General features: G+C 67.1%; 28 protein-coding genes and 2 tRNA genes. 27 read left to right on the top strand and 3 right to left on the bottom strand.

Annotated features, from left to right (window positions below; genetic code table 11):
* Positions 1–3: 3 nt before the first annotated feature.
* The 21 genes from C4F17_RS10925 to C4F17_RS10825 are packed head-to-tail and all read left to right on the top strand — an operon-like array spanning position 4 to position 21548.
* Positions 4–996 carry a PDR/VanB family oxidoreductase gene (locus tag C4F17_RS10925; protein WP_106935240.1) on the top strand — a complete coding sequence of 331 codons (993 nt, stop codon included), beginning with the start codon at positions 4–6 and terminating at the stop codon, positions 994–996.
* Between the two features lie 20 nt (positions 997–1016).
* Positions 1017–2330, top strand: a complete 1314-nt coding sequence (locus C4F17_RS10920; RefSeq protein WP_106935239.1) for an aromatic ring-hydroxylating dioxygenase subunit alpha — start codon at positions 1017–1019, stop codon at positions 2328–2330.
* The gene (locus tag C4F17_RS10915) at positions 2330–2818 is read left to right on the top strand and encodes an aromatic-ring-hydroxylating dioxygenase subunit beta (protein WP_106935238.1); all 489 of its coding nucleotides are present in this window, start codon (positions 2330–2332) and stop codon (positions 2816–2818) included. Before C4F17_RS10920 ends, C4F17_RS10915 begins: the two co-directional genes overlap by 1 nt.
* 14 nt (positions 2819–2832) lie before the next feature.
* Positions 2833–4458 carry an AMP-binding protein gene (locus C4F17_RS10910; RefSeq protein WP_106935237.1) on the top strand — a complete coding sequence of 542 codons (1626 nt, stop codon included), beginning with the start codon at positions 2833–2835 and terminating at the stop codon, positions 4456–4458.
* Entirely contained in the window at positions 4455–5630 is a 1176-nt protein-coding gene (locus tag C4F17_RS10905) for a thiolase family protein (RefSeq protein WP_106935236.1), read from the top strand. Before C4F17_RS10910 ends, C4F17_RS10905 begins: the two co-directional genes overlap by 4 nt.
* On the top strand, positions 5627–6880 hold the full coding sequence (locus C4F17_RS10900; protein ID WP_106935235.1) for an SDR family NAD(P)-dependent oxidoreductase: 1254 nt from the start codon (positions 5627–5629) through the stop codon (positions 6878–6880). Before C4F17_RS10905 ends, C4F17_RS10900 begins: the two co-directional genes overlap by 4 nt.
* A gap of 16 nt (positions 6881–6896) precedes the next feature.
* A complete protein-coding gene (locus C4F17_RS10895) occupies positions 6897–7709 on the top strand; it encodes a cyclase family protein (RefSeq protein WP_106935234.1) in 813 nt (270 codons plus the stop codon).
* Positions 7706–8440: an SDR family oxidoreductase gene (locus tag C4F17_RS10890; RefSeq protein ID WP_106935233.1), complete on the top strand. Its 735-nt coding sequence runs from the start codon at positions 7706–7708 to the stop codon at positions 8438–8440. The genes C4F17_RS10895 and C4F17_RS10890 overlap by 4 nt, the downstream gene beginning before the upstream one ends.
* A 49-nt stretch (positions 8441–8489) precedes the next feature.
* Positions 8490–9656, top strand: a complete 1167-nt coding sequence (locus C4F17_RS10885; RefSeq protein ID WP_106935232.1) for an ABC transporter substrate-binding protein — start codon at positions 8490–8492, stop codon at positions 9654–9656.
* Position 9657: 1 nt separating this feature from the next.
* Complete coding sequence (locus C4F17_RS10880) at positions 9658–10803, top strand: ABC transporter substrate-binding protein (protein WP_106935231.1); 1146 nt, start codon at positions 9658–9660, stop codon at positions 10801–10803.
* A 26-nt stretch (positions 10804–10829) separates the two neighbouring features.
* The gene (locus C4F17_RS10875) at positions 10830–12155 is read left to right on the top strand and encodes an aromatic ring-hydroxylating dioxygenase subunit alpha (RefSeq protein WP_106935230.1); all 1326 of its coding nucleotides are present in this window, start codon (positions 10830–10832) and stop codon (positions 12153–12155) included.
* Positions 12152–12616, top strand: a complete 465-nt coding sequence (locus tag C4F17_RS10870; protein ID WP_106935229.1) for an aromatic-ring-hydroxylating dioxygenase subunit beta — start codon at positions 12152–12154, stop codon at positions 12614–12616. Before C4F17_RS10875 ends, C4F17_RS10870 begins: the two co-directional genes overlap by 4 nt.
* Before the next feature lie 42 nt (positions 12617–12658).
* Positions 12659–13822 (top strand): ABC transporter substrate-binding protein, encoded by a 1164-nt coding sequence (locus C4F17_RS10865; protein WP_081266898.1) that lies wholly within the window; start codon positions 12659–12661, stop codon positions 13820–13822.
* Positions 13823–13856: 34 nt separating this feature from the next.
* Entirely contained in the window at positions 13857–14912 is a 1056-nt protein-coding gene (locus tag C4F17_RS10860; protein ID WP_081266897.1) for a branched-chain amino acid ABC transporter permease, read from the top strand.
* The gene (locus tag C4F17_RS10855; RefSeq protein ID WP_106935228.1) at positions 14909–16696 is read left to right on the top strand and encodes a branched-chain amino acid ABC transporter ATP-binding protein/permease; all 1788 of its coding nucleotides are present in this window, start codon (positions 14909–14911) and stop codon (positions 16694–16696) included. The genes C4F17_RS10860 and C4F17_RS10855 overlap by 4 nt, the downstream gene beginning before the upstream one ends.
* Positions 16693–17424: an ABC transporter ATP-binding protein gene (locus C4F17_RS10850; RefSeq protein ID WP_081266895.1), complete on the top strand. Its 732-nt coding sequence runs from the start codon at positions 16693–16695 to the stop codon at positions 17422–17424. The genes C4F17_RS10855 and C4F17_RS10850 overlap by 4 nt, the downstream gene beginning before the upstream one ends.
* Positions 17414–19003: an ATP-dependent acyl-CoA ligase gene (locus tag C4F17_RS10845; protein ID WP_106935227.1), complete on the top strand. Its 1590-nt coding sequence runs from the start codon at positions 17414–17416 to the stop codon at positions 19001–19003. Before C4F17_RS10850 ends, C4F17_RS10845 begins: the two co-directional genes overlap by 11 nt.
* Before the next feature lie 4 nt (positions 19004–19007).
* Positions 19008–19754 carry an SDR family NAD(P)-dependent oxidoreductase gene (locus C4F17_RS10840; RefSeq protein WP_106935226.1) on the top strand — a complete coding sequence of 249 codons (747 nt, stop codon included), beginning with the start codon at positions 19008–19010 and terminating at the stop codon, positions 19752–19754.
* A gap of 53 nt (positions 19755–19807) precedes the next feature.
* Positions 19808–20584 (top strand): SDR family NAD(P)-dependent oxidoreductase, encoded by a 777-nt coding sequence (locus C4F17_RS10835; protein ID WP_081266892.1) that lies wholly within the window; start codon positions 19808–19810, stop codon positions 20582–20584.
* Positions 20581–21111, top strand: a complete 531-nt coding sequence (locus C4F17_RS10830) for a MarR family winged helix-turn-helix transcriptional regulator (RefSeq protein WP_081266891.1) — start codon at positions 20581–20583, stop codon at positions 21109–21111. Before C4F17_RS10835 ends, C4F17_RS10830 begins: the two co-directional genes overlap by 4 nt.
* A 2-nt stretch (positions 21112–21113) precedes the next feature.
* Positions 21114–21548 (top strand): acyl-CoA thioesterase, encoded by a 435-nt coding sequence (locus C4F17_RS10825; RefSeq protein ID WP_081266890.1) that lies wholly within the window; start codon positions 21114–21116, stop codon positions 21546–21548.
* A gap of 11 nt (positions 21549–21559) precedes the next feature.
* On the opposite strand, the gene C4F17_RS10820 is transcribed toward C4F17_RS10825, so the two are convergent.
* Positions 21560–21955: a hypothetical protein gene (locus tag C4F17_RS10820; RefSeq protein ID WP_106935225.1), complete on the bottom strand. Its 396-nt coding sequence runs from the start codon at positions 21953–21955 to the stop codon at positions 21560–21562.
* A 152-nt stretch (positions 21956–22107) separates the two neighbouring features.
* Here C4F17_RS10820 and C4F17_RS33375 point away from each other — a divergent pair, with 152 nt between their 5' ends.
* The 5 genes from C4F17_RS33375 (at position 22108) to C4F17_RS10800 (ending at position 23637) form a co-directional block, all read left to right on the top strand.
* The gene (locus tag C4F17_RS33375) at positions 22108–22311 is read left to right on the top strand and encodes a hypothetical protein (protein ID WP_234382724.1); all 204 of its coding nucleotides are present in this window, start codon (positions 22108–22110) and stop codon (positions 22309–22311) included.
* A gap of 271 nt (positions 22312–22582) precedes the next feature.
* Positions 22583–22659: transfer RNA gene (locus tag C4F17_RS10815), tRNA-Arg, on the top strand.
* 38 nt (positions 22660–22697) lie between these two features.
* Positions 22698–22904, top strand: coding sequence for a short-chain dehydrogenase (locus C4F17_RS10810; RefSeq protein WP_106935224.1), 207 nt, complete (start codon positions 22698–22700; stop codon positions 22902–22904).
* A 34-nt stretch (positions 22905–22938) separates the two neighbouring features.
* Positions 22939–23012 (top strand) — tRNA-His (locus C4F17_RS10805).
* A 61-nt stretch (positions 23013–23073) separates the two neighbouring features.
* Positions 23074–23637, top strand: a complete 564-nt coding sequence (locus C4F17_RS10800) for an HNH endonuclease (protein WP_081266887.1) — start codon at positions 23074–23076, stop codon at positions 23635–23637.
* 90 nt (positions 23638–23727) lie between these two features.
* Here the strand turns inward: C4F17_RS10800 and C4F17_RS33370 are convergent, their stop codons facing one another.
* Entirely contained in the window at positions 23728–23904 is a 177-nt protein-coding gene (locus C4F17_RS33370) for a hypothetical protein (protein WP_155742438.1), read from the bottom strand.
* 273 nt (positions 23905–24177) lie between these two features.
* Between C4F17_RS33370 and C4F17_RS10795 the strand changes: the two genes are divergently transcribed.
* Positions 24178–24594 carry a hypothetical protein gene (locus C4F17_RS10795; protein WP_106935223.1) on the top strand — a complete coding sequence of 139 codons (417 nt, stop codon included), beginning with the start codon at positions 24178–24180 and terminating at the stop codon, positions 24592–24594.
* A 55-nt stretch (positions 24595–24649) separates the two neighbouring features.
* On the opposite strand, the gene C4F17_RS10790 is transcribed toward C4F17_RS10795, so the two are convergent.
* The gene (locus tag C4F17_RS10790) at positions 24650–25459 is read right to left on the bottom strand and encodes a response regulator transcription factor (RefSeq protein ID WP_106935222.1); all 810 of its coding nucleotides are present in this window, start codon (positions 25457–25459) and stop codon (positions 24650–24652) included.
* Positions 25460–25640: the final 181 nt, after the last annotated feature.

The following is a 25640-nucleotide window of genomic DNA, read 5'->3' as shown; positions in this document are numbered from 1 at the left end:
AAGATGACCGCACCCTCAGCCACCCTTTCACTGCGCGTCGTCGAGGCGCGTGCGTTGAATCCGCTGATCCGCATGCTGCGCCTGCGCGCCGAAGACGGCCGCGCGCTGCCCGGCTTCTCGGCCGGTGCCCACATCCGCGTGCAGGTGACGCTGCCTGACGGCAAGGCCGACTGGCGTCACTATTCGCTCATCAACTTCGATACGGCGCGCAACGCCACCAATGCCCCGGCGGAATATGTGATCGCCGTGCGCAAGGAAGCCGAAGGCCGGGGCGGCTCGCGCTTCATGCACGAGCAGCTGAAAGAGGGCGACACCCTCGCCATCGAGGCGCCCAAGAACGACTTCCCGCTGCACACCGGCCCCGGCGGCACCGTGCTGGTAGCCGGGGGCATCGGCGTGACGCCGCTCGCCACCATGGCCGCCCGCCGCCGCGCCGAAGGTGCGGCCGTGCGCATGCACTACGCCGGCCGCAGCCGCGACCTGATGGCCTTCCTGCCTGAACTTCAGGCGCTGCTGGGCGACGACCTGCACGTGCACGCCGATGCGGAAGCCGGCGCGCCGCTCGGCATCGATGCAATGCTCGACGGCGTTCCCGCCGGCGACCGCCTCTACGTCTGCGGCCCCAAGGTCATGCTCGACGCGGTGCTCGAGCGCACCCAGGCGCGCGGCTGGGAACACGACCGCGTGCACTTCGAACTTTTCACCGAGCCGGTCGCGGAAGAAGGCGACCAGCCCTTCGAGGTGGAGCTCGCCCAGTCGGGCCAGCGTTTCACCGTGCCGGCCAACCAGAGCATCCTCGACTGCCTGATCGAGCACGGCTGCGACCCGATGTTCGACTGCAAGCGCGGCGAATGCGGCGTGTGCGCCGTGCCCGTGCTCGAAGGCGAGATCGAACACCGCGACTACGTGCTCACCGCCCGCGAGAAGGCGGAAGGCAACGTCATGCAGATCTGCATCTCGCGCGCCAAGGGTGCGCGGCTGGTGCTGGACATCTGAAGCCAGGAGCCTGAAGAACCATGACCTCGTACCGAGACAACCCCGATGCCGTTCGCGCGCTGGTGCAGCACGACCGGGTGCACCGCGACCTGTACACCAGCCAGGAGCTGTTCGAGCTGGAGCAGGAACACTTCTTCGCCAACACCTGGAACTACGTCGGCCATGAAAGCCAACTGCCCAAGCCCGGCGACTGGATCAGCAACGAGATCGCGGGCCGCCCGCTGATCATCGTGCGGCACTCCGACGGCAGCGTGCGCGTGATGATGAACCGCTGCGCCCACAAGGGTTCGCGGCTCGTGAACGGCGCGTGCGGCAACACCGGCAAGTTCTTCCGCTGCCCTTACCACGCCTGGACCTTCAAGACGGACGGCGCGCCGCTGGCGATTCCACTGAAGACCGGCTACGAGAACACCCAGCTGCACGAATGCGAATCGGGCAAGGGTCTCACCACTGTGAAGCATGTGCGCAGCCACCGTGGGTTCATCTTCGTGAAGATCAACGACGCCGGCCCCGGCTTCGACGAATACTTCGGCGACTCGCTGAGCTCCATCGACAACATGGCCGACCGCTCGCCCGAAGGCGAACTGGAAATAGCGGGCGGCTGCCTGCGCTTCATGCACCAGTGCAACTGGAAGATGTTCGTCGAGAACCTCAACGACACCATGCACCCCATGGTGGCGCACGAGTCTTCGGCCGGCACCGCCAAGCGCATGTGGGCCGACAAGCCGGAAGACGAGCCCAAGCCCATGGCGGTGGAGCAGTTCGCGCCCTTCATGTCCGACTACAAGTTCTTCGAGGACATGGGCATCCGCACCTACGACAACGGCCACAGCTTCACGGGTGTGCACTTCAGCATCCACAGCAAGTACAAGGCGATCCCCGCGTACGACGACGCCATGAAGGCCCGCTACGGCGAGGAGAAGACGGCGCAGATCCTGGGCATGGCGCGGCACAACACGGTGTACTACCCGAACCTGACGATCAAGGGCGCGATCCAGGCGATCCGCGTGGTGAAGCCGATCTCCGCAGACAAGACGCTGATCGAGAGCTGGACCTTCCGCCTCAAGGGCGCGCCGCCCGAACTGCTGCAGCGCACCACCATGTACAACCGGCTCATCAACTCGCCGTTCTCGGTGGTGGGCCATGACGACCTGCAGGCCTACCGCGGCATGCAGGCGGGGCTGCATGCGAGCGGCAACGAGTGGGTGAGCCTGCACCGCGACTACGACCCTTCGGAGCTGAAGGGCGGCGAGATCACCACGGGCGGCACCGATGAGCTGCCGATGCGCAACCAGTACCGAAGCTGGGTCCAGCGCATGACGGAGACCATGTGATGGCCGGCATCGAAGTCACCCGCCAGGACCTGATCGACTTCGTCGTGAACGAAGCGCACCTGCTCGACACGCGCCGCTACGAAGCGTGGAATGCGCTCTTCACCGACGACGCCTTCTACTGGGTGCCGCTCGTGCCAGACCAGGAAGACGGCCTCAACCACACATCGCATCTCTACGAAGACAAGCTGCTTCGCGACCTGCGCATCGAGCGCCTGAAGAGCCCGCGTGCTTTCTCGCAGCAGCCGCCGAGCCGCTGCCACCATTTGCTGCAGGTGCCCGTGGTCGAGCAGTTCGATGCTGAAGCCAATCGCTACGTGGTGCGCACCGAATTCCACTACACCGAATCGCAGGGCGACGAACTGCAGTTCTACGTCGGCACCTTTTTCCATCACCTCACGGTGCAGGACGATGCATTGCGCATGACGCTCAAGCGCGTGAACCTGCTCAACTGCGACGCGGCGCTGCCGGCCGTGCAGCTCTTCATCTGACAGGGACGAAAGCGATGCCACACGCCACCGTCCATCAAGTCTTCGCGGCCACCGCGGCGCGCACGCCGCAGGCCGAGTTCCTGTTCACCGAATCGGTGACTGCCGCCGCCTACGGCATCGACGCAGGCGCCATCCGCTGGGGTGAGGCTGCCACGCAGATCGAGCGCCTGCGCGCGGCCTATGCGCAAGCCGGCTATGGGCACGGCCACCGCGTCGGCCTGCTGCTGGAAAACCGGCCGGCCTTCATCTTCCACTGGCTCGCGCTGAACGCACTGGGCGTGAGCGTGGTGCCCATCAACGCCGAGATGCGCTCGGCCGAGCTGGTCTATCTGATCGGCCACAGCGAGATCGGCCTGGCCGTGACGCTGCCGGGCCGTGCCGCCGACCTGCGTGCAGCGGCGGCGCGGGCGGGTGTCGAATTCGAGACGATGGGCCCCGAAGACGCGGTGCCGCCGGCGAAGACCGCCGCACCGCGCGCCCATGAGCCCATCGGCACAGACACCGAATGCGGCCTGCTCTACACATCAGGCACCACGGGCCGCCCCAAGGGCTGCATCCTGAGCAATGCCTACTTCCTGCGCGCTGGCGAGTGGTACGCGGCGCTCGACGGCGTCTGCAGCATCCGGCCCGACGCGGAGCGCGTCATCACGCCGCTGCCGCTGAACCACATGAACGCGATGGCCTTCTCCACCATGGTGGTGCTGGTCGCCGGCGGTTGCCTGGTGCAGCTCGACCGCTTCCACCCGAAGACCTGGCTGGCCAGCGCGAAGGAAAGCGGCGCGACCATCGTGCACTACCTGGGCGTGATGCCGGCCATGCTGCTCTCCGCGCCGCAGTCGCCGGCCGACCGCGACCATGCGATCCGCTGGGGCTTCGGCGCCGGCGTGGACCGCAAGAACCACGCGCCCTTCGAGGAGCGCTTCGGCTTCCCGCTGGTCGAGGCTTGGGCAATGACCGAGACCGGCGCGGCCGCCTGCATCATGGCCAACCGGGAGCCGCGCCTCGTGGGCACGAGCTGCTTCGGGCGGCAGGAAGACTTCGTCGAGATTCGCCTCGTGGGCGAGGATGGCAATGAAGCCGGCGTCGATGCACCGGGCGAACTGCTGGTGCGTTCGGCCGGTACCGACCCGAACCGGTATTTCTTCTCCGGCTACCTGAAGGACGAGGAGGCCACGCGCGAAGCCTGGGCCGACGGCTGGTTCCACACCGGCGACCTGGTGCGCCGCGACGCCGAAGGCAACTTCTTCTTCGTCGACCGCAAGAAGAACGTGATCCGCCGCAGCGGCGAGAACATCTCCGCCGTCGAGGTCGAGAGCGTGCTCAACCAGCACCCGGCGGTGAAGGCATCGGCCGTGGCCGCCACACCCGACGCGGTGCGCGGCGACGAAGTGCTGGCCTGCATCGTGATGAGGGAAGACATGGATGCCTCGCAGCGCGCGCAGGTAGCGGCCAGCATCGTCGAGCATGCGCTGGCACAGCTCGCCTACTACAAGGCGCCCGGATACGTCGCCTTCGTCGACGCGTTGCCGCTCACGCCGTCGCAGAAGATCCAGCGCGGCCAGCTGCGCGAGATGGCGCATTCGTTGCCGGGCCAGGGCCATTGCATCGACACGCGTGCGATGAAGAAAAGGCAGCCATGACCACGAAACGACGGCTCTCCTACGATGGCGTCGCGGTCGCGGTGCCCATCACCGTGCCCTACGTGCGCTATTCCACGCGCACAGCGCACTGGTTCATCGGGCAGGCTATCGAGGCGCTGGTAAAGGCCAGCGGCGTGCCAAAGGAGCAGATCGACGGCCTGTGCCTCAGCAGCTTCTCGCTCGCGCCCGACACGGCCGTCGGCGTCACGCAGCACCTGGGCATGTCGCCGCGCTGGCTCGACCATGTGCCCACCGGTGGTGCCTCGGGCGTGATGTGCCTGCGCCGCGCCGCGCGGGCGGTACAGGCGGGCGATGCCGACATCGTGGCCTGCGTGGGCGCCGACACCAACCATGTCGATTCCTTCCGCCAGACGCTCGGCAGCTTCAGCAACTTCGCGCGCGACGCGAGCTACCCGTATGGCTCGGGCGGCCCGAACTCGATCTTCGCGTTCATCACGGCCAACTACATGCGCACCTACGGCGCGAAGCGTGAAGACTTCGGCCGCATCTGCGTCGACCAGCGAACCAACGCGCTGGGCAACCCGAACGCCATGTTCAAGAAGGGCCTGACGCTCGACGAGTACATGGCGGCCCGGCCCATCTCCGACCCGATCCACCTGTTCGACTGCGTGATGCCCTGCGCGGGCGCCGACGCCTTCCTCGTGATGAGCGAGGAGCGCGCGCGCGACCTTGGCCTGGCGCACGTCGTCATCCTCGGTGCCATCGAACGCCACAACGCGTATGCCGAAGACCCTGTGATGGTGCAGGGCGGCTGGCGCAAGGACCGCGACGACCTGTACGCGCAGGCCGGCATCCAGCCCGCCGAGCTCGACTTCGTGCAGACCTACGACGACTACCCCGTCATCGTGATGATGCAGTTCGAAGACCTGGGTTTCTGCGAGAAAGGCGAGGGCCCCGCCTTCGTGCAGGCCCACACCATGACCTTCGACGGCAGCTTTCCGAACAACACGAGCGGCGGGCAGCTGTCGGCAGGTCAGGCGGGCGCTGCGGGCGGCTTCCTCGGCATGGTCGAGGCGATCCGCCAGCTGACCGATCAAGCCGAAAAACGCGCGGTGCCCGATGCACAACTGGGCCTCGTCGCCGGCTTCGGCATGGTGACCTACGACCGCTGCCTGTGCACAGGCGCGGTGATCCTGGGGAGACCCGCATGACCATGCCCCTGATGCGCCCTCCGCGCAAGAACCCGGTTCTGCGCACCCGGCAGATGAACCTGCCGCCCGGCGCGCGCGGCCGCGTGGCGCTGGGCCTGACGGCCGCCGCCGCCGAGGGCCGCTTCGAGCTGCAGACCTGCGATGACTGCGGCACGGTGCAGTACCCGCCGCGCGAGGTCTGCCACAAGTGCCTCTCGGCCGCGCTGCGCTGGCGCGCGCAGAGCGGCGAGGGCGAACTGCTCGGCAGCACCACGCTGCATCACAGCAACGACCTGTTCTTCCGCGAGCGGCTGCCCTGGCGGCTGGGCCTGGTGCACCTGGATGCCGGCCCCACGCTCATGGTCCATCTGCATGGCGAGGTCGGCGACGCGCCGCAAAGGGTGCGCGTAGGCGCCCGGCTCGACCGCGCGGGCCAGGCCGTTCTCATTGGTTTTCCGAATGAAGGGAGTCCCCACATGGCCGACGACAAGATGCTGCGCGAAATGACCAGCGACCCCAAGTTCCGCAAGGTGCTGGTGACCGACGGCAAGACCGAGACCGGCCAGGCGATAGTGCGCGCGCTGGTGAAGGCCGGCGCAGACATCGTCTGGGTCGGCCATGCCGAGCCCTGGAAGAAGATGGGCGAGGGGCTGGACGACATCTCGGCGCTGCCGCAGGTCACGCTGGTGCCGCTCGATCTGACCAACGGCCGCCAGGTGACCGAGCTTGCGGGCTCCATCGGCGGCAAGGTCGACATCGTCATCAACAACGCCGAGGTGCACCGCACCTTCGGCATCGCCGCACGGCGCGGCACCGACGTGGCCAAGGCCGAGATGGACATCAACTACTTCGGCCTGCTGCGGCTGGCTCAGGAGTTCGGTCCGGCGCTGAAGGGCCGCTCGGCCGACGGCGTGACCGGCGCTACGGCATGGGTCAACCTGCTGTCGATCTATGCACTGAGCAACTTTCCGCCGCACGGCACCTTCAGCGCCTCGAAGGCGGCGGCGCATTCGCTGGCGCAGTGCCTGCGCGCGGAGATGCGGCCGGCCGGCATCCGCGTGATCAATGTGTTCCCCGGCCCGATCGACGACGAATGGAACCAGCACACGCCGCCGCCCAAGCTCGCGCCCGCCGCGCTGGCCAACGCCATCTTGAAGGCGTTGCGCGACGGCGTGGAAGACGTGTACCCCGGCGACGTGGCGCAGGAGTGGCTGGAGCGCTGGCGCGACAACCCCAAGGTGCTCGAGCGCGAGCTGGCCGCAGGCGGCTGAGACAGGAGCCACACGAATGACCACGACAACCGAACTGATGTCCACCGCCGAGATCCTGGGCGGCCTGGTGACTGCCATGGCCAGCGGCCGCATCCGCGTGATCGACCTCACGCAGACGCTGACGCCCGAGTTTCCGCAGATCGCGCTGCCGCCCGAGATGGGCCAGTGCTGGCCCTTCCGTATCGAGGAAGTTTCGAAGTACGACGAGCGCGGCCCGGGCTGGTACTGGAACAACTTTTCCTGCGGCGAGCACACGGGCACCCACTTCGACGCACCGATCCACTGGATCTCCGGGCGCGACCTGCCGAACAACTCGGTCGACACCATTCCGGTGCAGCACTTCGTGGCGCCGGCCTGTGTGATCGATTGTTCGCCGCAGGTGAAGGACGACCCCGACTACCTGCTGACGCTGGAAGACATCGAAGCCTACGAGGCGGCGCATGGCCGCATCCCCAAGGGCGCGTGGGTGCTGATGCGCACCGACTGGTCCAAGCGCACCGACCCCGAGGCGTATCAGAACTTCGACGAGACGGGCCAGCACACGCCGGGCCCGAGCACCGCGGCCGTGCGCTTCCTGGTCGAGCAGCGCGACGTGCTGGGCTTCGGCTCCGAGGCCATCGGTACGGATGCGGGCCAGGGCTATCACCTGCGGCCGCCGTATCCGTGCCATTACTACATGCACGGCGCGGGCCGCTACGGCCTGCAGTGCCTGAGCAACCTCGACCTGCTGCCGCCGGCCGGCGCCGTGCTGATCTGCCCGCCGCTGAAGATCGAGAAGGGCAGCGGCAGCCCGCTGCGTGTGCTGGCGTTGGTGGGAGCTTCGGCATGACCAACGCCGCACCCAGGGTCGCGGCCGTCACCGGCGGCAGCGCCGGCATCGGCAAGGCGATCTGCGAAGACCTGCTCGCGCAGGGCTACGAGGTAGTGTCGCTCGCACGCCGCAAGGCCGAGATCGACCACCCGAAGCTGCACAGCATCGAGGTCGACCTGAGCGACCGCGCCGCCACGAGCGCGGCTGTGCGCGAACTGGTGGGGCGCTTCGCACCGACCACCATCGTGCACAACGCGGGCGTCATCCGCGCCGCGCTGCTGCCCGACGTCAAGCTCGACGACCTCGATGCGCTGGTCGACCTGCACCTGGGCTGTGCGATACAGCTCGTGCAAGGTGCGCTGCCCGCGATGCGCGCGCAACGCTTCGGCCGTGTCGTGCTGCTGTCGTCGCGCGCCGCGCTGGGCCTCGCCACGCGTACCAGCTACTCGGCCACCAAGGCCGGCATGCTGGGCATGGCGCGCACCTGGGCGCTCGAACTGGCTGCCGACGGCATCACGGTGAACGTGGTGGCCCCGGGGCCGATCCGCACCGACATGTTCTACGACGTGGTCGAGGCCGGCAGCGAGAAGGAACGCGCGCTTGCCGCCTCGGTGCCCGTCAAGCGCCTGGGCGAATCGGCCGACGTGGCACGCGCCGTGCGTTTCTTTGCGGATGCCGACAACAGCTTCGTCACCGGGCAGGTGCTGTACGTGTGCGGCGGCACCAGCGTCGGAAGCCTCGCCCTCTGAGTTTCCAGTTTTCCTCACGTCCAACCAAAACCACCTCTGGAGCATCGCCATGAAAGTCATGAACCGAATTCGCACACTCGCGGCCGTGGCCGTGGGTATCGGCGCGCTGGGCGCCGCGAGCGCCTGGGCCGCCGATCTCAAGGTCGGTTTCATCACTTCGCTGTCGGGGCCGGTGTCGTCGCTGGGCATTCCCTACGACAAGGGCATGAAGGCCGCAGTCGCCTACAAGTCGGAAGTGGGTGGCCGCAAGGTGCAGGTGATCCAGCTCGACGACGCGTCCGACCCGTCCACCGCCGCGCGCAATGCACGCAAGCTGATCGAGGAAGACAAGGTCGACGTCATCATCGGCACGGCCGGTGCGCCTGGCTCTCTGGCCATCGCCGGCGTGGCGCGTGAAACCAAGACGCCGCTCATCTCCATCGCCAATGCCGACCTGGCCGGCGAGGAGGGCGCATGGATGGTGACGCTGCCGCAGCCCGCGCCGCTGATGATGGGCGCGATGGTCGAGAAGATGAAGCAGGCCGGCGTGAAGACGGTGGCCTACATCGGCTACTCCGACGCCTGGGGCGACCTGGTGTACGACGCGCTCATGAAGTCGGCGCCCGCCGCCGGCATCAAGGTGGTGAGCAACGAACGCTATGCGCGCAGCGATTCGTCGGTGGCCGGGCAGGTGCTGAAGATCGTGGCGCTGCGGCCCGACGCGGTGATCACCGGCGCATCGGGCACGCCCGGCGCGCTGCCCTACCTGGCGCTGGCAGAGCGCGGCTACAAGGGAAAGATCTACGGCATGCACTCGCTGATCAACCCCGACTTCATCCGCGTCGGCGGCCCGTCGGTCGAAGGCCTGCTGGCGCCCACCGGCCCGGTGGTGGTGGCCGAGCAGTTGCCCGACGCCAACCCGATGAAGAAGATCGCGATGGACTTCCGCACCGCCTACCAGAAGGCCAACGGCGCGCCGCCCACCGACACCTTCTCGGCCTACAGCTTCGATGCATGGCTGATCTACCTCGATGCCGCGCAGCGTGCGCTGGCCAGCAAGGCCGAGCCCGGCACGCCGCAGTTCCGCCTTGCATTGCGTGACGCCATCGTCAGCACCAAGGAGCTGGTGGGCACGCACTCGGTCTACAACTTCAAGCCCACCGATCGCTACGGCTCGGACGACCGCTCGCGCGTCGTCGTGAAGCTCGACAAAGGCCAATGGAAGCTGGTGCCCTGACATGAAACTGAAGCTCACACACATCCTCGGCGCCACGGCGCTCGCGCTGGCCGCCGCGCAAACCATGGCGGCGGACCTGAAGATCGGCTTCATCAGCTCGCTCTCCGGGCCTGTCGCGGCGCTCGGCATTCCGTACGAGAAGGGCATTCGCGCAGCGATTGCCGAGCACCCCGAGATCGCAGGCCGCAAGGTGCAGCTGATCGTGCTCGACGACGCCTCCGACCCCACCACCGCCGGGCGCAATGCGCGCAAGCTGGTGACGGAGGACAAGGTCGACGTGCTCATCGGCACATCCGGCGTGCCCGGCGCCATGGCCATCGCCGCGGTGGCCAGGGAACTGAACACGCCGCTGATCTCGCCCACGCCGGTCACCATCGCCGGCCCCGAGGGCGCGTGGACCGTGACGGTGTCGCAGCCTTTTCCGCTCATGGTCGCGGGCGTGGTCGACCGCATGAAGAAGTCGGGCGTGAAGACGGTGGCCTTCATCGGCTTCTCGGACGCGCTGGGTGACCTGGCCTACGACTCGCTGGTGAAGAGCGCGGACGCGGCCGGCATCAAGGTGGTGGCCAACGAACGCTATGCGCGCAGCGATTCATCGGTGGCAGGGCAGGTGCTGAAGATCGTCGCGGCGCGGCCCGATGCGGTGTTCGCGGGCAACTCCGGCACGCCCGGCGCGCTGCCGTACATCGCGCTGGCCGATCGCGGCTACAAGGGCAAGATCTACGGCACGCACGGCCTCATCAACGCGGACTTAGTGCGCGTGGGCGGCGCTTCCATCGAGGGGCTGCAGGTGCCCAGCGGCCCGGTGCTGGTGGCCGACCAGCTGCCCGACAGCAACCCGATCAAGAAGGTGTCGATGGCCTTTCGCAGCGCCTACCAGAAGGTCAACGGCGCGGTGCCGACGGATGCGTTCTCGTCGTACACCTACGACGCCTACCTGCTGCTGGCCGACGCCGCCTCGCGCACCAAGGGCGAACCGGGCACGCCGGCCTACCGCACGGCGCTGCGCGATGCCATCGTGAGCACCAAGGAGCTGGTGGGCACGCACGGCGTCTATACCTTCAAGCCCGACGACCGCTATGGCTCCGACCAGCGCGGCGTGGTCATCGTGCAGATGACCAAAGGGCAGTGGAAGCTGGTTCCGTAGCCCCCCACGCCACCGAGCACATCGCCATGACCACCTACCGCAACCGCCCCGATCTTGTCGCGGCGCTGGTCCGGGACGACCGGGTGCACCGCGACCTGTACCTCAGCGAGGAGCTTTTCGCGCTGGAACAGGAGCACCTGTTCGCCAACACCTGGGTCTTTCTCGGTCATGCGAGCCAGGTGCCGGAGTCCGGCGACTTCGTGTCGCAGGACATCGCGGGCCGGCCGCTGCTCATGGTGCGGCAGCCCGATGGCGGCGTGCACGTGCTCTACAACCGCTGCGCCCACAAGGGCACGCAGCTGGTGACGGACGAGTGCGGCAACACCGGCCGTTTCTTTCGCTGCCCCTACCACGCGTGGACCTACAAGCTCGACGGCGCGCCGCTCGGGCTGCCGCTGAAGAACGGCTACGAGGGCACGCAGCTCAAGGCCTGCGAGTCGGGGCAGGGGTTGTCGGTGGTGAAGAACGTGAAGGTGTACCGCGACTTCGTGTTCGTGCGCTTGTCGGAGAGCGGGCCTTCGTTCGAGGACTACTTCGGCGAGGTGCTGGGCGCCATCGACAACATGGTGGACCGCTCGCCCGAAGGCAAGCTGACGGTGGGCGGCGGCGTGCTGCGCAACATCGTCCACTGCAACTGGAAGATGTACCTGGAGAACATCAACGACACGGTGCACCCGATGTCGACGCACGAGTCGGCCACCAAGGCGGCCGAGGCGCTGTGGGAAGGCCATGCGCCCACCGACTCCAAGCCGATGGCGATGGAACAGATACTGCCCTTCGGCTCGGGCTACGAGTTCTTCGACAAGATGGGCGGACGCGTGTTCGCCAACGGCCACAGCGTGCTGGGGGTGAATTTCAGCATCCACTCCAACTACGCGCAACTGCCCGAGTACGAAGCCGCGATGCGCGCCGCGCACGGTGAGGAGCGTGCCGCAGAGATACTGCAGCGCTCGCCGCAGAACTCGGTCTTCTATCCGAGCCTGTCGGTCAAGGGCTCGCCGCAGGCCATTCGCGTGATTCGCCCGCTGGCCGCCAACCGCACGCTGATAGAGGCCTGGAGCTTCCGCGCTGCGGGTGCGCCGGAACTGCTGTTCGAGCGCGCCATGAGCTACAACCGGCTCGTGTTCTCGCCGATGTCGGTGGTCGCGCATGACGACGTGCATCTGTTCGAGAGCATCCAGCAAGGCCTGCGCGCCGGCGGCAACGAATGGGTGAGCCTGCATCGCAACCACGATCCGGCCGAGACGCAGCAGGCCACGGTCACCACCAACGGCACCAACGAACTGCTGATGCGCAACCAGTTCCGTGCATGGGCGAAGTCCATGGCGGCGGGCATGGAGGCCGTGCAATGACGGACCCGCGCGATTTCGTCGCCCATGAAGCGGCCCTGCTCGATGAGCGCCGGCTCGACGAGTGGCTGGCCCTTTTCGCGGAAGACGGCCACTACTGGGTGCCGCTGCTGGGCGCGGCGCAGGCCGACCCGTTCTCGCACAACTCGCTGGCCTACGAAGACCGGCTGCTGCTGCAGCTGCGCGTGGACCGCCTGAAGAACCCGCGCGCCCATTCGCAGCACCCGGCCAGCCACAGCCAGCATGTGCTGCAGCCCTCGCGCATCGAGCGCGAGGAGGGCGGCCAGGCATGGCTGCGCACGCCGTTCCTCTACGTCGAGGCGCGCGGCGAAGACCAGATCCTGTTGAGCGGCACCGCCCGCCATCACCTGGTCCGCACACCCGCCGGCTGGTCGATCCGCCAGAAGCGCATCGACCTGCTCAACGCGGCACGCGCGCTGCCGGCCATCCAGTTGTTCATCTGAGTTACCTGTTCCCTCCAACACCATCCTTACCGGAGCTACGACATGAAGAGCCTGATGCAGACCTTGACGCGCGGCACACTCGCCGCGGTGCTGACCGCCTGTGGCGTTGCGAGCGCGCTGGCGGCCGACCTCAAGGTCGGCCTGAGCGTGTCGCTGTCGGGGCCGAACTCCTCGCTGGGCGTGCCCTACGCCAAGGGCATGCAGGCCGCGCTGGCCTACAAGGGCGAGGTGAACGGCCGCAAGGTGCAGCTCATCGTGCTGGACGACGGCTCCGACCCCACCACCGCCGGGCGCAATGCGCGCAAGCTGATCGAGGACGAGAAGGTCGACGTGCTCATGGGCACATCGGGCGTGCCCGCGGCAATAGCGATGGCGCAGGTGGGCAAGGAAGCGAAGACGCCGATGATCGGCCTCACGCCGATCCTGCTCGACCCCAACGACAACCCCTGGGTCATGACCGTGGCGCAGCCCACGCAGCTGATGATCGACGCGGTGGTCGAGCGCATGAAGCGCAACAACGTGAAGACGGTGGGCTACATCGGCTTCTCCGACGCCTGGGGCGACCTGGTCTACGACGCGCTCATGAAGGCCGCGCCCGGCGCAGGCATCAAGGTGGTCAGCAACGAGCGTTATGCGCGCGGCGACGCATCGGTGACCGGCCAGGTGCTGAAGATCGTGGCGCTGCGGCCCGACGCGGTGATGACCGGCGGTGCCGGCACGCCCGGCGCGCTGCCGTTCCTGGCCCTGCAGGAGCGCGGCTTCAAGGGCGGCGTGTACGGCCAGCACGGGCTGATCAACCCCGACTTCGTGCGCGTGGTCGGCGCGGCCGGCCAGAACGCGCTGATGCCCACCGGCCCGGTGATCGTGGCCGAGCAACTGCCCGACAGCTATCCGACCAAGAAGATCGCGACCGATTTCCGCGCCGTCTTCCAGAAGGTCAACAACGCGCCGACCAGCGATGCCTTCTCGGCCTATTCGTTCGACGGCTGGCTGGTGTTCGCCGACGCGGCCTCGCGCGCCATGAAGAAGGCCGAACCGGGCACGCCCGAGTTCCGCGTGGCGCTGCGCGATGCCATCTTCAGCACGAAGGAAGTGGTGGGCACGCACGGCGTGTACACCTTCAAGCCCGGCAGTCTCTACGGCGTGGACGAACGCGCCCGCGTGATCGTCAAGCTCGACAACGGCCAATGGAAGCTCGCACCTTGAACCTCATGCATTCGACTTTCCGGAGGGCTGCGCGATGACGTGGGACGTGGCGCTCATCCTTCTCACCGACGGCCTGGCCAACGGCGCCGTCTACCTGCTGGCCGGGCTCGGGCTGGTGCTGATCTTCTCGGTCACGCGGGTGGTGTTCGTGCCGTTCGGCGACATCGCAGCCTTTGCGGCGCTGTCGCTCGCGGCATTCGAGACCGACCGCGTGCCGCCGACCATCGGCATGGTCGCGGTGCTGGCCGCGCTGGCGCTGGCCACCGAGATCGGCAGCCTGCTGCGGCGCGGCGAGGCCGCGCGCATTCCCAAGGCGGTGCTGATGTGGGGCGTGCTGCCGGCCATTCCGTGCGTGCTCGCATGGCTGGCAGCGCGGCCCGGCGTGCCGGTGGCGGTGCACATCGCGGTCGCCGTGCTGCTGGTGGTGCCCATTGCGCCGCTGCTCGCGCGGGTGGTGTTCCAGCCGATCGCGGATGCATCGGTGCTGGTTTTGCTGATCGTCTCTCTGGCGCTGCACTTCCTGCTGTCGGGCCTGGGCCTGCTGTTCTTCGGGCCCGAAGGCTCGCGCACCACGCCGCTGACCAGCGCCGTGTTCACGCTGGGCGACGGCTTCACCGTCAGCGGGCAGGTGGTGCTGATGGTGGGGGCGGCCATCGTGCTGAGCGGGCTGTTCTTCCTGGTGTTCGAGCGCACGGTGGCCGGCAAGGCGCTGCGCGCCACGGCCGTGAACCGGGTGGGTGCTCGGCTGGTCGGCATACGGCCGGTGCGCACGGCGCTGCTGGCATATGGCTGCGCTTCGCTGCTGGCGGGGCTGATCGGCGTGCTCATCGCGCCGGTGACCACGATGTATTACGACTCGGGGTTCATCATCGGCCTGAAGGCCTTCGTGGCCGCGATCATTGGTGGGCTCGTGAGCTACCCGATGACGGCCGTGGGGGCGCTCGCGGTCGGCGTGGTGGAGAGCTTTGCCTCGTTCTGGAGCGGTGCGCTGAAAGACGTGATCGTGTTTAGCCTGCTGATTCCCGTGCTCATGCTGCGCTCCTTCATGGCGGCGCACGCCGAAGAGGAAGAAGACGAGGTGGACCAATGAACGGCAATCGCAAACGCATGGCGTGGATCGCCGGGCTGGTCGTGGTGCTGGCGCTGGTGCCGGCCGTGGCGGGCAGCTTCACCGTCTCGCTGCTGAACGACATCGGCATCGGCGCGCTGGTGGCGCTGGGTCTGGTGCTGCTGACCGGCGTGGGCGGCGCGACCTCTTTCGGGCAGGCGGCCTTCGTGGGCATCGCGGCGTATGCGACCGCGTGGCTCACGACGACGCAGGGCATGTCGCCCTGGATCGGGCTGTTGTTCGCATTACTGCTCACGGGGCTGTCGGCGCTGGCCATCGGCATGCTGACGCTGCGCCTGGGCGGGCACTTCCTGCCGCTGAGCACCATCGCCTGGGGGCTGTCAATCGCGATGCTGTTCGGCAATGTCGACGCGCTCGGGCGGCACACGGGGCTGTCGAACATTCCGGCGCTGCAGATCGCGGGCTGGTCGCTGGCCGATCCGCGTGCCATGTACTACCTGATCTGGGTGGTGGTGGGGCTGGCCTGCCTGTTCAGCTACAACCTGCTGCAGTCGCGGCCGGGCCGCGCGATTCGCGGGCTGCGCGGCGGCGCGACGCTGCTGGCGAGCGTGGGGGCGGACGCGTACCGCGTGCGGCTCTCGCTGTTCGTGACGGCCGCGCTTTTCGCGGGGCTGGCGGGCTGGCTCTATGCCCACATGAACCGCTTCGTGAGCCCGTCGCCCTTCGACGTGCGCGCAAGCATCGAGTACCTGCTGATGGCAGTGGCAGGCGGCCTGGGCCAGCTTGCCGGCGCGTTGGTGGGCGCCGCGCTGGTGCTGGTGCTGAAGAACGGCCTGCAGGACGTGCTGCCCATGCTCACGCAGCGTGCAGGGCAGCTGGAGGCGGTGGCCTTCGCGGCGCTTTTCATCCTGCTGCTGCACTTTGCGCGCGGCGGCGTGATGGGGCTGCTGCGCCGCTGGACGCGCCGGCGCGGCGGCGCCCAGGGGCCTTCGCGCCACGATGCGCCGCCCGTGGAGCCGTTGCCGCACCGCACGCTGCCAGAGCGCGGCTCGCAGGTGCTGTCGGTGAACGGCGCGGTCAAGCGCTTCGGCGGGCTGGTGGCGGTGAACGACGTGAGCTTCGATGTGAAGGCCGGCGAGATCGTCGGGCTGATCGGGCCCAACGGCGCGGGCAAGTCGACCATGTTCAACCTGCTGACCTGCACGCTGCCGATGAGCTCGGGCCAGGTGCGCTTCCTGGCCCACGACATCGCAGGCATGCCGCAGCGCGAAGTGGCGCGGCTGGGCCTGGCGCGCACCTTCCAGCATGTGAAGCTGCGGCCGCACATGAGCCTGCTGGACAACGTGGCGCTGGGCGCGCACTCGCGCACACGCTCGGGCATCCTGAAGGCCGGGCTGCGGCTGGACCGCACGGAAGAGCGGCAGATCCTGCAGGAGGCACAACGCCAGCTCGACCGCATCGGCCTGGGCGACCGCGCGCACGAACTCGCGGGCAGCCTGCCGCTGGGCACGCAGCGCATCCTGGAAATCGCGCGCGCGCTGGCCGCCGACCCGGTGCTGCTGGTGCTCGACGAGCCCGCAGCGGGCCTTCGCCGCAAGGAAAAGATGGCACTCGGCGATCTGCTGCGCAAGCTGCGCGAGGAAGGCGTGACCATCCTCATCGTCGAACACGACATGGACTTCGTGATGAAACTGGTGGACCGGCTGGTGGTGATGAACTTCGGCTCCAAGCTCGTGGAGGGCGTGCCGTCGGCGGTGCGCGCCGACGAGCGCGTGCAGGCGGCTTACCTGGGGAGCGTCGTATGACCGCGATGCTGGAGATTGGCGACCTGCACGTGTCGTACGGGCAGGTCGAGGCGGTGCGCGGTGTTTCGCTCGACCTGCAGCCGGGGCAGATCATTTCGGTGATCGGGCCGAACGGCGCAGGCAAGACGACATTGCTGGCCGCGGCGATGGGCCTGCTGCCCTGCAAGGGCACGCTGCGCTTCGAAGGCGAGGACCTGCAGGGGCTGGACGTGGAGGCGCGCGTGGAGCGTGGCCTGTGCCTCGTGCCCGAGAAGCGCGAGCTGTTCGGCGAGCTCACCGTGCTCGACAACCTGCAGCTCGGCGCCTACGCCAAGCGGCTGCGCGGCGATGCCATGAAGAAGCGGCTGCAGTCGGTGTACGACCGTTTCCCCCGCCTGGCCGAGCGCAGGTCGCAGCGCGCGGACACCCTGTCGGGCGGCGAGCGGCAGATGCTGGCGGTGGGGCGCGCGCTGATGTCGGCGCCCCGGCTGCTGATGCTCGACGAGCCCAGCCTCGGCCTCGCGCCGCTGATCGTGCGCGACATCCTGACCATCGTGCGCAAGCTGCGGGAAGACGGCGTGTCGATCCTGCTGGTGGAGCAGAACGCACGCGCGGCGCTGGAAAGCTCGGACCAGGGCTACGTGCTCGAGACCGGCGAGATCGCGCTGTCGGGTGCCTCGGCCGAACTGGCCAGCGACCCGCGCGTGCAGGCGACCTATCTCGGCGGAGGCACGCACGATGACGACTGACGCCCGCGCCGTGCCGCCTGCCCGGCGCACGCTGCCCGCGATGCTGCTGAGGCAAGCCGAGGTGTTCGGCGCGCGCGCGTTGCTGCGCATCGGCGCGCATGCCTGGACCCACCGCGATGCGGCGCGGGTTGCCGCCATCCGCGCCGGTGCGCTGGCGGCCGCAGGCGTGGCGCGTGGCGACCGCATCGCGGTGATGTGCGGCAACCGCGTCGAGTTCCTGGAGAGCTTTCTTGGCGCGGGATGGCTGGGCGCATCGACGGTGCCGGTCAACACGGCATCGATGGGGCCGCAGATCGAATACTTCCTGGCGAACAGCGAGGCGAAGCTGCTGGTCATCGAGGCCGCATTCGTCGAGCGGCTTGCGACAGCGGACCTGGGGCGCACGGCGCTGCGCGAGATCTGGGTCGTCGGGGACGCGGACGCTGTCGGGTGGTCGGCGCCCGCCGGCGTGCGCCTGGTGCCGTATCCCGAGGCAGGAGACGCGCTGGAGGCCGCACCGGTGCAGCCGGGCGATCCGCTCGCCATCCTGTACACCTCCGGCACCACCGGGCCTGCCAAGGGCGTGATCTGTCCGCATGCGCAGTATTTCTGGTGGGGCGTGAACAGCGCGGAGGTGCTCGGCGTGGGGACCGATGACGTGCTGTGCTCCACGCTGCCGCTGTTCCACATCAACGCACTCAACACCTTCGCGCAGGCCGCCCTGACCGGGGCCGAGGTGGTGTTCGAGCAGCGCTTCTCGGCGTCGGGCTTCTGGCCGGCGATGCGCGCGAGTCGCGCGACGGTGGTCTACCTGCTGGGCGCGATGGTGCCGATCCTGCTCGCGCAACCGGAAGGGGCGGGGGAGAGGGATCATCGCGTGCGCATCGGGCTCGGGCCGGGCGTGCCTTCCGCGGCGGGGGCGGCGTTCAGGGCGCGCACGGGTGTGTCGCTGCTGGAGGGCTACGGCTCGACCGAAACCAACTTCGCCATTGCCACAGCGCCCGATTCGCCGCGCGGCGCCGTCATGGGCTGGCTGCGGCCGGGTTTCCAGGCACGCGTGGCCGATGAGGACGACGTGGCGCTGCCGCCTGGCGAAGCGGGCGAACTGCTGCTGCGCGCGGACGAGCCCTACGCCTTTGCGAGCGGGTACTTCAACATGCCGGAGAAGACGGTCGAGGCGTGGCGCAATCTCTGGTTCCATACGGGTGACCGCGTGGTGCGCGATGCCGATGGAGCCTTTCGCTTCGTCGACCGCATCAAGGACGCGATCCGCCGGCGGGGCGAGAACATCTCTTCATTCGAGGTGGAGCAGGTGCTGCTGAGCCATCCGGGGGTGGCCGCGTGCGCGGTGTATCCGGTGCGCTCCGAGCTGGCTGAAGACGAGGTGATGGCCGCGCTGGTGGCGCGAGAAGGCGTGCCGGTCGACCCTGCCGAGCTCGCGCGTTTCTGCGAGGGGCGCCTGCCTTATTTCGCGGTGCCGCGCTACATCGACGTGCTGGCCGACCTGCCGCGCACCGAGAACGGCAAGGTGCAGAAGTTCAAGCTGCGCGAGCGCGGCGTGGGCCCGCTGACCTGGGACGGCCGCCCCGCGAGGAGCTAGGCGCATGACGAACGCAGCGCTCCCCCTTGCCGGCCGCGTGGCGTTCGTGACGGGTGCGGGGCGTGGGCTGGGCATGGCGATTGCGCGCGGACTCCATGAGGCGGGCGCGCGCGTGGCGCTCGCCGACATCGACCTTGCAGGCGTGGATGCGGCGGCGAAAGAGACCGGCGGGCTCGCGATGGAACTCGATGTGCGTGACGAGGGCGCTTTCTCTGCTTGCTTCGACAAGGCCGTGGCCCGCTTCGGCGCCGTCGACATTATGGTCAACAACGCGGCCCGAACGCCCACAACCTCGCTTTGGGACATCACGCCTGAGGAATGGGACGACGTGCTCGCCATCAACCTGCGCGGCAGCTTCTTCGGTTGCCGCATTGCCGGGCTGCACATGCGTGAACGCGGCGCGGGCCGCATCGTCAACCTTGCTTCGATGGCGGGGCAGCAGGCCAGCGCGGCGACCGGCGTGCACTATGCGGCCAGCAAGGCCGCGTTGCTGGCGCTGACGCGCTCCTTCGCGCAGGAACTGGCGCCGCATGGCGTGACCGTGAATGCGCTGGCCCCGGCGGTCATCCAGGGCCCGTTGCTCGATGCGCTGGACCCCGCGCGCCGACAGGCGCTGCAGGCAGGCATTCCAATGGGGCGTTTCGGCTTGCCGGAGGAAGTAGCAGCTGCCGTGGTCTATCTCGCGTCTCCCGCGGCGGCCTTCATGACCGGCGCCACCCTGGACCTGAACGGCGGCCGTTTCATGCGGTGACACCCCGCGTCCGCCTGCTCCGCTAAAATGATTCAGAACTAAAACATTCAGGTATGCACTCAAATTCACTGACTGGCCGCCATGCACTCGTGACGGGTGCCGCACGCGGCATTGGCGCCGAGATCGCCCGCACCCTGGCCGCGGAGGGCGCCGTCCTGACACTGCTGGGGCGCGACCGCGAGGCACTGCAGCGAGTGGCAGATTCGCTCGAAGGCGCCGGGCACGGCGTGGCTGCTGCCGATGTGGCGAACCCGGAGGCGGTGCAGGCCGCTTTCGCCGAAGCGCGCGCCGCGCGCGGGCCGGTCGCCATCCTCGTCAACAACGCTGGCGCGGCAGAGAGTGCGCCGTTCCTCAAGACCTCGTTCGATCTCTGGCAGCGCATGCTGTCGGTCAATCTCACGGGCAGTTTTCTTTGCGCGCAGGCCGCATTGCCGGACATGCTCGATGCCGGCTGGGGCCGCATCGTCAACATCGCGAGCACGGCAGGGCAGAAGGGCTACGCGTACGTGGCGGCCTATACCGCGGCCAAGCATGGCGTGGTCGGGCTCACGCGCTCGCTGGCGCTGGAGGTGGCGCGCAAGGGCATCACGGTGAACGCGGTGTGTCCGGGCTATACCGACACCGACATCCTGCGCAACAGCGTGGCCAACGTGGTCGGCAAGACGGGGCGCAGCGAGGCCGATGCGCTGGCGGAGTTCTCGAGCGTCAACCCGCAGCGCCGCATCGTGCAGCCGGCCGAGGTGGCCGATGCGGTGCGCTGGCTGTGCGGTGCGGGCGCGGCGTCGGTCACGGGGCAGTCGATCTCGGTTTCCGGAGGAGAGGTGACATGACACGCAACGACGCTTCCCACGCCGCGCTGAGCGATGCCGAAGAACTCGGGCACGAGGCGCGCGCGGGCCACGAGGACCACGCGATGCTCAAGCTGTGGCTGCGCATGCTGGCCAGCACCACGCAGATCGAAGCCGAGATCCGGCGCCGGCTGCGCGAGCGCTTCGGCATTTCGCTGGCACGCTTCGACTACATGGCGCAGCTCTATCGCTACAAGGACGGCCTGAAGATGCGCGTGCTGTCGCGCTACCTGATGGTGACGGGCGGCAACGTCACCGGTCTTACCGACGAGCTCGAGCGCGAAGGCATGGTGGCGCGCGCCCCCAGTCCCGACGATCGTCGCGCATGGATCGTGAGCCTCACGCCCACGGGCCGCCGCACCTTCGAGACGATGGCGAGCGAACACGAGCAGTGGATCCTCGAGATGTTCTCGGGGCTCGACATGAAGACGGTCAAGCAGCTGCACACGCAGCTCGGCCTGCTGCGGGTGCATGTGATGCGCGGCGAGCCGGCGGGTGAGGAGGGCTGAGCATGGGCAACGGCAACGAGTTCTGCCGGCCGCGGCTGATCCGCTTCTCGGATTGCGATCCAGCGGGCATCGTCTTCTATCCGCAGTACTTTGTGATGCTCAACGGCCTCGTCGAAGACTGGGTGAACGAAGGCCTCGGCCTCAGCTATCACGGGCTGGTGGCACAGCGGCGAATCGGCTTGCCCACCGTGAAGCTCGAAGTCGACTTCCGTGCCGTGAGCCGCATGGGCGACCAGGTGATGCTCGGGCTGGCCGTGGAGCGGCTGGGTTCGCGTTCGATGACTTTGCGCGTGCGCTGCTTCGATCCGGCCGACGGTGAAGTGCGCATGCAGATGCAGCAGGTATTGGTGACTACGTCGCTGGAAACCCATCGCGCGGTTGCCATACCGGACGACATGCGCGCGGCCATCGTGCGCAACGCGCCCGAATTGGGCTGAGCACTCGCTGCTTAGTGCGCGGACTCGCTGCCAGGCACTGCGTCCTGCGCGCGCTTCTTCAGCCAGCCGGTGAGTTCCTTCTTGCCCTTGGCATTGGCGCTGCGCCATGCCTCGCGTGCCGCCGCGATGAAGCGCTCTTCCGCTGCATCGGGCACTTCGCTGGGACGGTCTTCCTTGTCGAGCCAGCCGGCTTCCACGTTGCAATGCCGCTCGATCTGCCGCGCCAGGTTGTCGCCGATGGGCCGGGCACTCTTGATCTGGCTCCACATGCTGGGAGAGATTTCGATCTTCTTGGCGAACGCCTGGTCCAGCCCCTTGGCGGGCAGGCCGGCTGCAACGGCCTCTTCGAGAAAACGGCGATGAAGCGCGAGGGCATTGCGGCGACGCGCGACGGTGGTATTGGGCACTGTTCAAAAACAACAACGAGAAAAAAAGATTGTCCCGGTTGTTGACGGTGCCGTAAACACTATTTACAGTCGGCTTCATTCGCGGCCCAAGCCGTACCTTTTTCCCCAACCCCTGACGGCCGACAGCGGCAATCTTTGACCCAGGAACCATCGTGAATATCGCATTGACCTTCATCAGCAATCGACCCGCCTCGGGTCGATCGCTCGTGCGCGTCGGGGCGTGCGGTGGTTTCGGCGGCATGCCGTCGATCCGACTGAATCAGCACCAGAGCCACGCGTATTCCGCAAAAGCCGCAGGCAGCCTGCGCGTTGGAAAAGTCGAGGATCAGGTGCTACCGGGTGGAGGTTGCGCATAGGCGCATACCTTCCAAGCTCTCTCAGCAGAGGCCCGGACACCGAAAGGTTCCGGGCCTTTTTGTTTTGTTTGTTGTTGGCCGCGCTTGGCCATTCCGGATGTGCCTTCACCACACCGCCAGAGCCCACCGCGTAGACGGTCTGGCGGGATGTGCAGGAATCGATCACTCCTGTGCAGCGACGTCGTACGGGGCAGCGCCCAGCGCTGTCCGTCGCGTGAGGACACAACCGGAATGGAAAGCAGGCGGGCAAGGTTTGATTCCCGTTTTTCGACCCGCGTTAGCTCAATGGATCAGAGCACTTGCTTACGAAGCAAGGGGTTGCACGTTCGAGTCGTGCACGTGGGGCCAGTTTTTCTGTTTGCTGTCACATCAACCAAGGAGCCGTCATGCGCAAGCGCAACACCCCGATCCGGATGATCACCGTGCGTCCCGCACAGCCGCGTAAGCGCATGGTGCTGGCCCTGGCCCGCAGATTCGGCATCGTGACCGATGCTCGGCGTGATTTGGAAGGTGCTGATGCATTGCCTGGTCGCGAGCCTCAGCTCGAGGGCCTCGATCTCGATCAGCGCGTGCGCGCAGTCGGCGAGTGGTAGCGGCTGCCAGACAGCAGGCAGCTCATGTTTCGTGGTGCACGTAGCTCAATGGCAGAGCCGCGGGTTGTGGTCCCGCTGACGACGGTTCGATTCCGTTCGTGCACCCCATCGTTATCTGGATTTCATCCAACGTCGCCAAGACGACCATCGCCGCGAAAGGAGGCGATATATGCATCCTCACGTCCTGCAACTCGACATTCAGGGCACGCCGCAAGCCTGGATCTCGCTGGAGCAGGCGGTGTTGCACTACGCCACCGGCTCCGTGGCCTGGGAAGACGGTGACCTGCCACTTGCCACCCTGCGCGGTGGCTTCAACGTGGCGCGCGGCATGCAATCTCGCGTCGAGGTGGCACCGATCATCGCGCTGCGCGGGGCCTCGAAGATCAACCTCTTCGACGTGGTTCCGAGCGTTACCAAGAGAAAGCTCTTTCGCCGCGACCGCCACACCTGCGCTTACTGCGCAGGCGTGTTCCAGGAACGCGACCTGCAATGCGAGCATGTAATGCCTGAATCACGCGGCGGCCCTTGGACATGGACCAACCTCGTGAGTGCGTGCGCCGTCTGCAACAACCGCAAGGCCGCGCGCACACCGGAAGAAGCCGGCATGCCGCTGGTGTACCTGCCCTACGTGCCGAGCCGCTTCGAGAACTTTCTGCTCGAAGGCCGCAGCATTCGTGCGGATGTGCACGAGTGGTTGGCGAAGCGGTTGCCCAAGGGTTCGCGGCTGCACTAGGGGCTCTACCGTGATGCTCGTTTATGTCCGTGCCCATAAAAAAGCCCGCTGTCTTCGAGGCAGCGGGCTTTGGCTCATTCAGTGGCCGGGTCAGCGCCCGACACCGAAGAAGCGGTAGGCGACCAGTCCTGCGGCCGCGATTCCCCCCACGATGACAGCGATTACCTTGGCAGTGCGGCCGTTGCCGCGCCGCGAACGAGGCCAGTGGTCCGGTCCGATCAAGTCGATGGGTACCGTGGGTTTGCCTATGTCGGAAGCCTTTTCCATGGCAAGAAATATAGCCGACCCCCGAAGCCGCACGCCGTTGCCGGTTCATTTTGTGGTTCCCTGGCGTCGCTGTCGATTCAGGCTGCGAGCAGACAAAAAAATACCCGCATGAGCGGGTCTGAACGAGCTTTTGAGCTTCGAGTTTGTTTCCCCTGTCTTGATGTTCTTGTGATGCGTGACAGCCATTGCAAGATGCCATGTCGCACAGGGAGCTTTTGCAGGTCGTGCCCCTCCGCGGCGTAATAAGTCGACAAATATGTGGAATATTTCCTCATGAACAGAAAAATCGTTCTCGAAAGTTTGGCCAAGGCACTCGCTAGCTGGGTTCGCAACGCTTCGGCGGCGCAGCTCTGGCAGGTGCATCAATCCGGTGGTTTGGGTGCTTCCATCGACGTGGACGAAGACATCCTCCGGGTTCGCGTTACCCTGGGCGGCCCGCGCAATGCGCTGTCGGAGCTTGGCAAGACCGACGGGCGCTTGCCGGTGACAGAGGCCTTTCTTGGCAGCAGAAACGCGGCTTGGGGCACGCCGCCACTGCAGGGCAGTCTCGCGCGTGAACAGTGGTTCCTGTCGAGCGAACTCGCCCAGGAGCACGCACGCCAGTACCTCGCCGCTGAGATCGGTGAGCACCAGGAGGCGCTCATGCGCTTTGTCGATGACTGGGCTGCCGGGCGAGGCGCCGCACCCTGAGCTTGCCGCTGCGCGGTGTCATTGCCCCTTCACTGCCCCTTCTTTGGGGCGCGAATCACATCGCCGGGATGTGAGCTTCCTCGACGCGCAGGCTGGTGAAGGCCCCTGTTCTTTGCGGCTGATGCGTCGGCTGCAGTACTCGTCCCAGTTCATAGCCGCGTCCGTAGACCGTGTGCAGGATGAAGCCGTTCTCCCTCGAGAGGGCAAGTTTGCGGCGGATGCCCGACATGCAGACATCAAGCACGCGGCTGTCCTTGCGCGTCACGCCGGTACCCCAGAGCAACGAAAGAATCCAGTCCCGCTCCAGCAACTGGCCGCTGTTGCGGAAGAGCAATAGCGCGAGTTCGAACTCGCGGGGCTTCAGTCGCACCTCCTGATCGTCATTCATGACCACGCGGTTGGGTCCGAGAAAACGATAGCGGTCGAACGCGAGATCGATGTTGCGCACAGGCGGAGCGGGCGACACCTCCATGCGGCGGACGAGGGTGCGTATGCGCCAGTCCAGATCGAGATCGCTGATTGGCCAGACGATGAAGTCGATGGCGTGATCCTTCGAAGCTTCTTCTCGTACCGCGACCAGTTCGTCGACCGGCATATGGCGCTGCGCTTCGTCGACGACCAGGAGTACGGGCACATGAAGCACCTTGCACATGGCAACGATTCCGGTCCATCCGCCCTCGTCCTGCAGCGTCAACAGGAGCAGGCTGAACTTCCTGCCGCTTCCCAGCGCCACCAGAAAGTCGGCACCGCGGTCGAATGTCGCGGATACATGTCCCATGGACCGGAGCTTTTCGCTCAGCATCACCGCCCGTACCTTGTCGCAGCCCACGAGTGCGATGGGCTTCATTTCCGTCAACTGGTTCATTGCCAGTTCCCCCTGTCAATAGTTTTCGATCGAGCCATGCCGGCGCGCTGTTTGCAGCGCCGGGTTTGTATCGACCGCTCCAGAGGAGCGGTCGACGGCTTGAATCTCCACTTTTCAGCGCGTTCGGAAAAGGTTGGGGCGAGACAGGAATGGGTTCGGTTCGGCCAAACGCACAGACTTG

Origin of the sequence: Variovorax sp. PMC12 (genome assembly GCF_003019815.1) — a bacterium.
Taxonomy (GTDB): domain Bacteria; phylum Pseudomonadota; class Gammaproteobacteria; order Burkholderiales; family Burkholderiaceae_C; genus Variovorax.
The sequence above is the reverse complement of the archived record's forward strand: the minus strand, read 5'-3'. Positions and strand labels throughout refer to the sequence as shown.

Coding starts and splice junctions, on each gene's coding strand:
- C4F17_RS10925 (WP_106935240.1), top strand. CDS start 4: ATGACCGCACCCTCAGCCACCCTTTCACTGCGCGTCGTCGAGGCGCGT.
- C4F17_RS10920 (WP_106935239.1), top strand. CDS start 1,017: ATGACCTCGTACCGAGACAACCCCGATGCCGTTCGCGCGCTGGTGCAG.
- C4F17_RS10915 (WP_106935238.1), top strand. CDS start 2,330: ATGGCCGGCATCGAAGTCACCCGCCAGGACCTGATCGACTTCGTCGTG.
- C4F17_RS10910 (WP_106935237.1), top strand. CDS start 2,833: ATGCCACACGCCACCGTCCATCAAGTCTTCGCGGCCACCGCGGCGCGC.
- C4F17_RS10905 (WP_106935236.1), top strand. CDS start 4,455: ATGACCACGAAACGACGGCTCTCCTACGATGGCGTCGCGGTCGCGGTG.
- C4F17_RS10900 (WP_106935235.1), top strand. CDS start 5,627: ATGACCATGCCCCTGATGCGCCCTCCGCGCAAGAACCCGGTTCTGCGC.
- C4F17_RS10895 (WP_106935234.1), top strand. CDS start 6,897: ATGACCACGACAACCGAACTGATGTCCACCGCCGAGATCCTGGGCGGC.
- C4F17_RS10890 (WP_106935233.1), top strand. CDS start 7,706: ATGACCAACGCCGCACCCAGGGTCGCGGCCGTCACCGGCGGCAGCGCC.
- C4F17_RS10885 (WP_106935232.1), top strand. CDS start 8,490: ATGAAAGTCATGAACCGAATTCGCACACTCGCGGCCGTGGCCGTGGGT.
- C4F17_RS10880 (WP_106935231.1), top strand. CDS start 9,658: ATGAAACTGAAGCTCACACACATCCTCGGCGCCACGGCGCTCGCGCTG.
- C4F17_RS10875 (WP_106935230.1), top strand. CDS start 10,830: ATGACCACCTACCGCAACCGCCCCGATCTTGTCGCGGCGCTGGTCCGG.
- C4F17_RS10870 (WP_106935229.1), top strand. CDS start 12,152: ATGACGGACCCGCGCGATTTCGTCGCCCATGAAGCGGCCCTGCTCGAT.
- C4F17_RS10865 (WP_081266898.1), top strand. CDS start 12,659: ATGAAGAGCCTGATGCAGACCTTGACGCGCGGCACACTCGCCGCGGTG.
- C4F17_RS10860 (WP_081266897.1), top strand. CDS start 13,857: ATGACGTGGGACGTGGCGCTCATCCTTCTCACCGACGGCCTGGCCAAC.
- C4F17_RS10855 (WP_106935228.1), top strand. CDS start 14,909: ATGAACGGCAATCGCAAACGCATGGCGTGGATCGCCGGGCTGGTCGTG.
- C4F17_RS10850 (WP_081266895.1), top strand. CDS start 16,693: ATGACCGCGATGCTGGAGATTGGCGACCTGCACGTGTCGTACGGGCAG.
- C4F17_RS10845 (WP_106935227.1), top strand. CDS start 17,414: ATGACGACTGACGCCCGCGCCGTGCCGCCTGCCCGGCGCACGCTGCCC.
- C4F17_RS10840 (WP_106935226.1), top strand. CDS start 19,008: ATGACGAACGCAGCGCTCCCCCTTGCCGGCCGCGTGGCGTTCGTGACG.
- C4F17_RS10835 (WP_081266892.1), top strand. CDS start 19,808: ATGCACTCAAATTCACTGACTGGCCGCCATGCACTCGTGACGGGTGCC.
- C4F17_RS10830 (WP_081266891.1), top strand. CDS start 20,581: ATGACACGCAACGACGCTTCCCACGCCGCGCTGAGCGATGCCGAAGAA.
- C4F17_RS10825 (WP_081266890.1), top strand. CDS start 21,114: ATGGGCAACGGCAACGAGTTCTGCCGGCCGCGGCTGATCCGCTTCTCG.
- C4F17_RS10810 (WP_106935224.1), top strand. CDS start 22,698: ATGCGCAAGCGCAACACCCCGATCCGGATGATCACCGTGCGTCCCGCA.
- C4F17_RS10800 (WP_081266887.1), top strand. CDS start 23,074: ATGCATCCTCACGTCCTGCAACTCGACATTCAGGGCACGCCGCAAGCC.
- C4F17_RS33370 (WP_155742438.1), bottom strand. CDS start 23,904: ATGGAAAAGGCTTCCGACATAGGCAAACCCACGGTACCCATCGACTTG.
- C4F17_RS10795 (WP_106935223.1), top strand. CDS start 24,178: ATGAACAGAAAAATCGTTCTCGAAAGTTTGGCCAAGGCACTCGCTAGC.
- C4F17_RS10790 (WP_106935222.1), bottom strand. CDS start 25,459: ATGAACCAGTTGACGGAAATGAAGCCCATCGCACTCGTGGGCTGCGAC.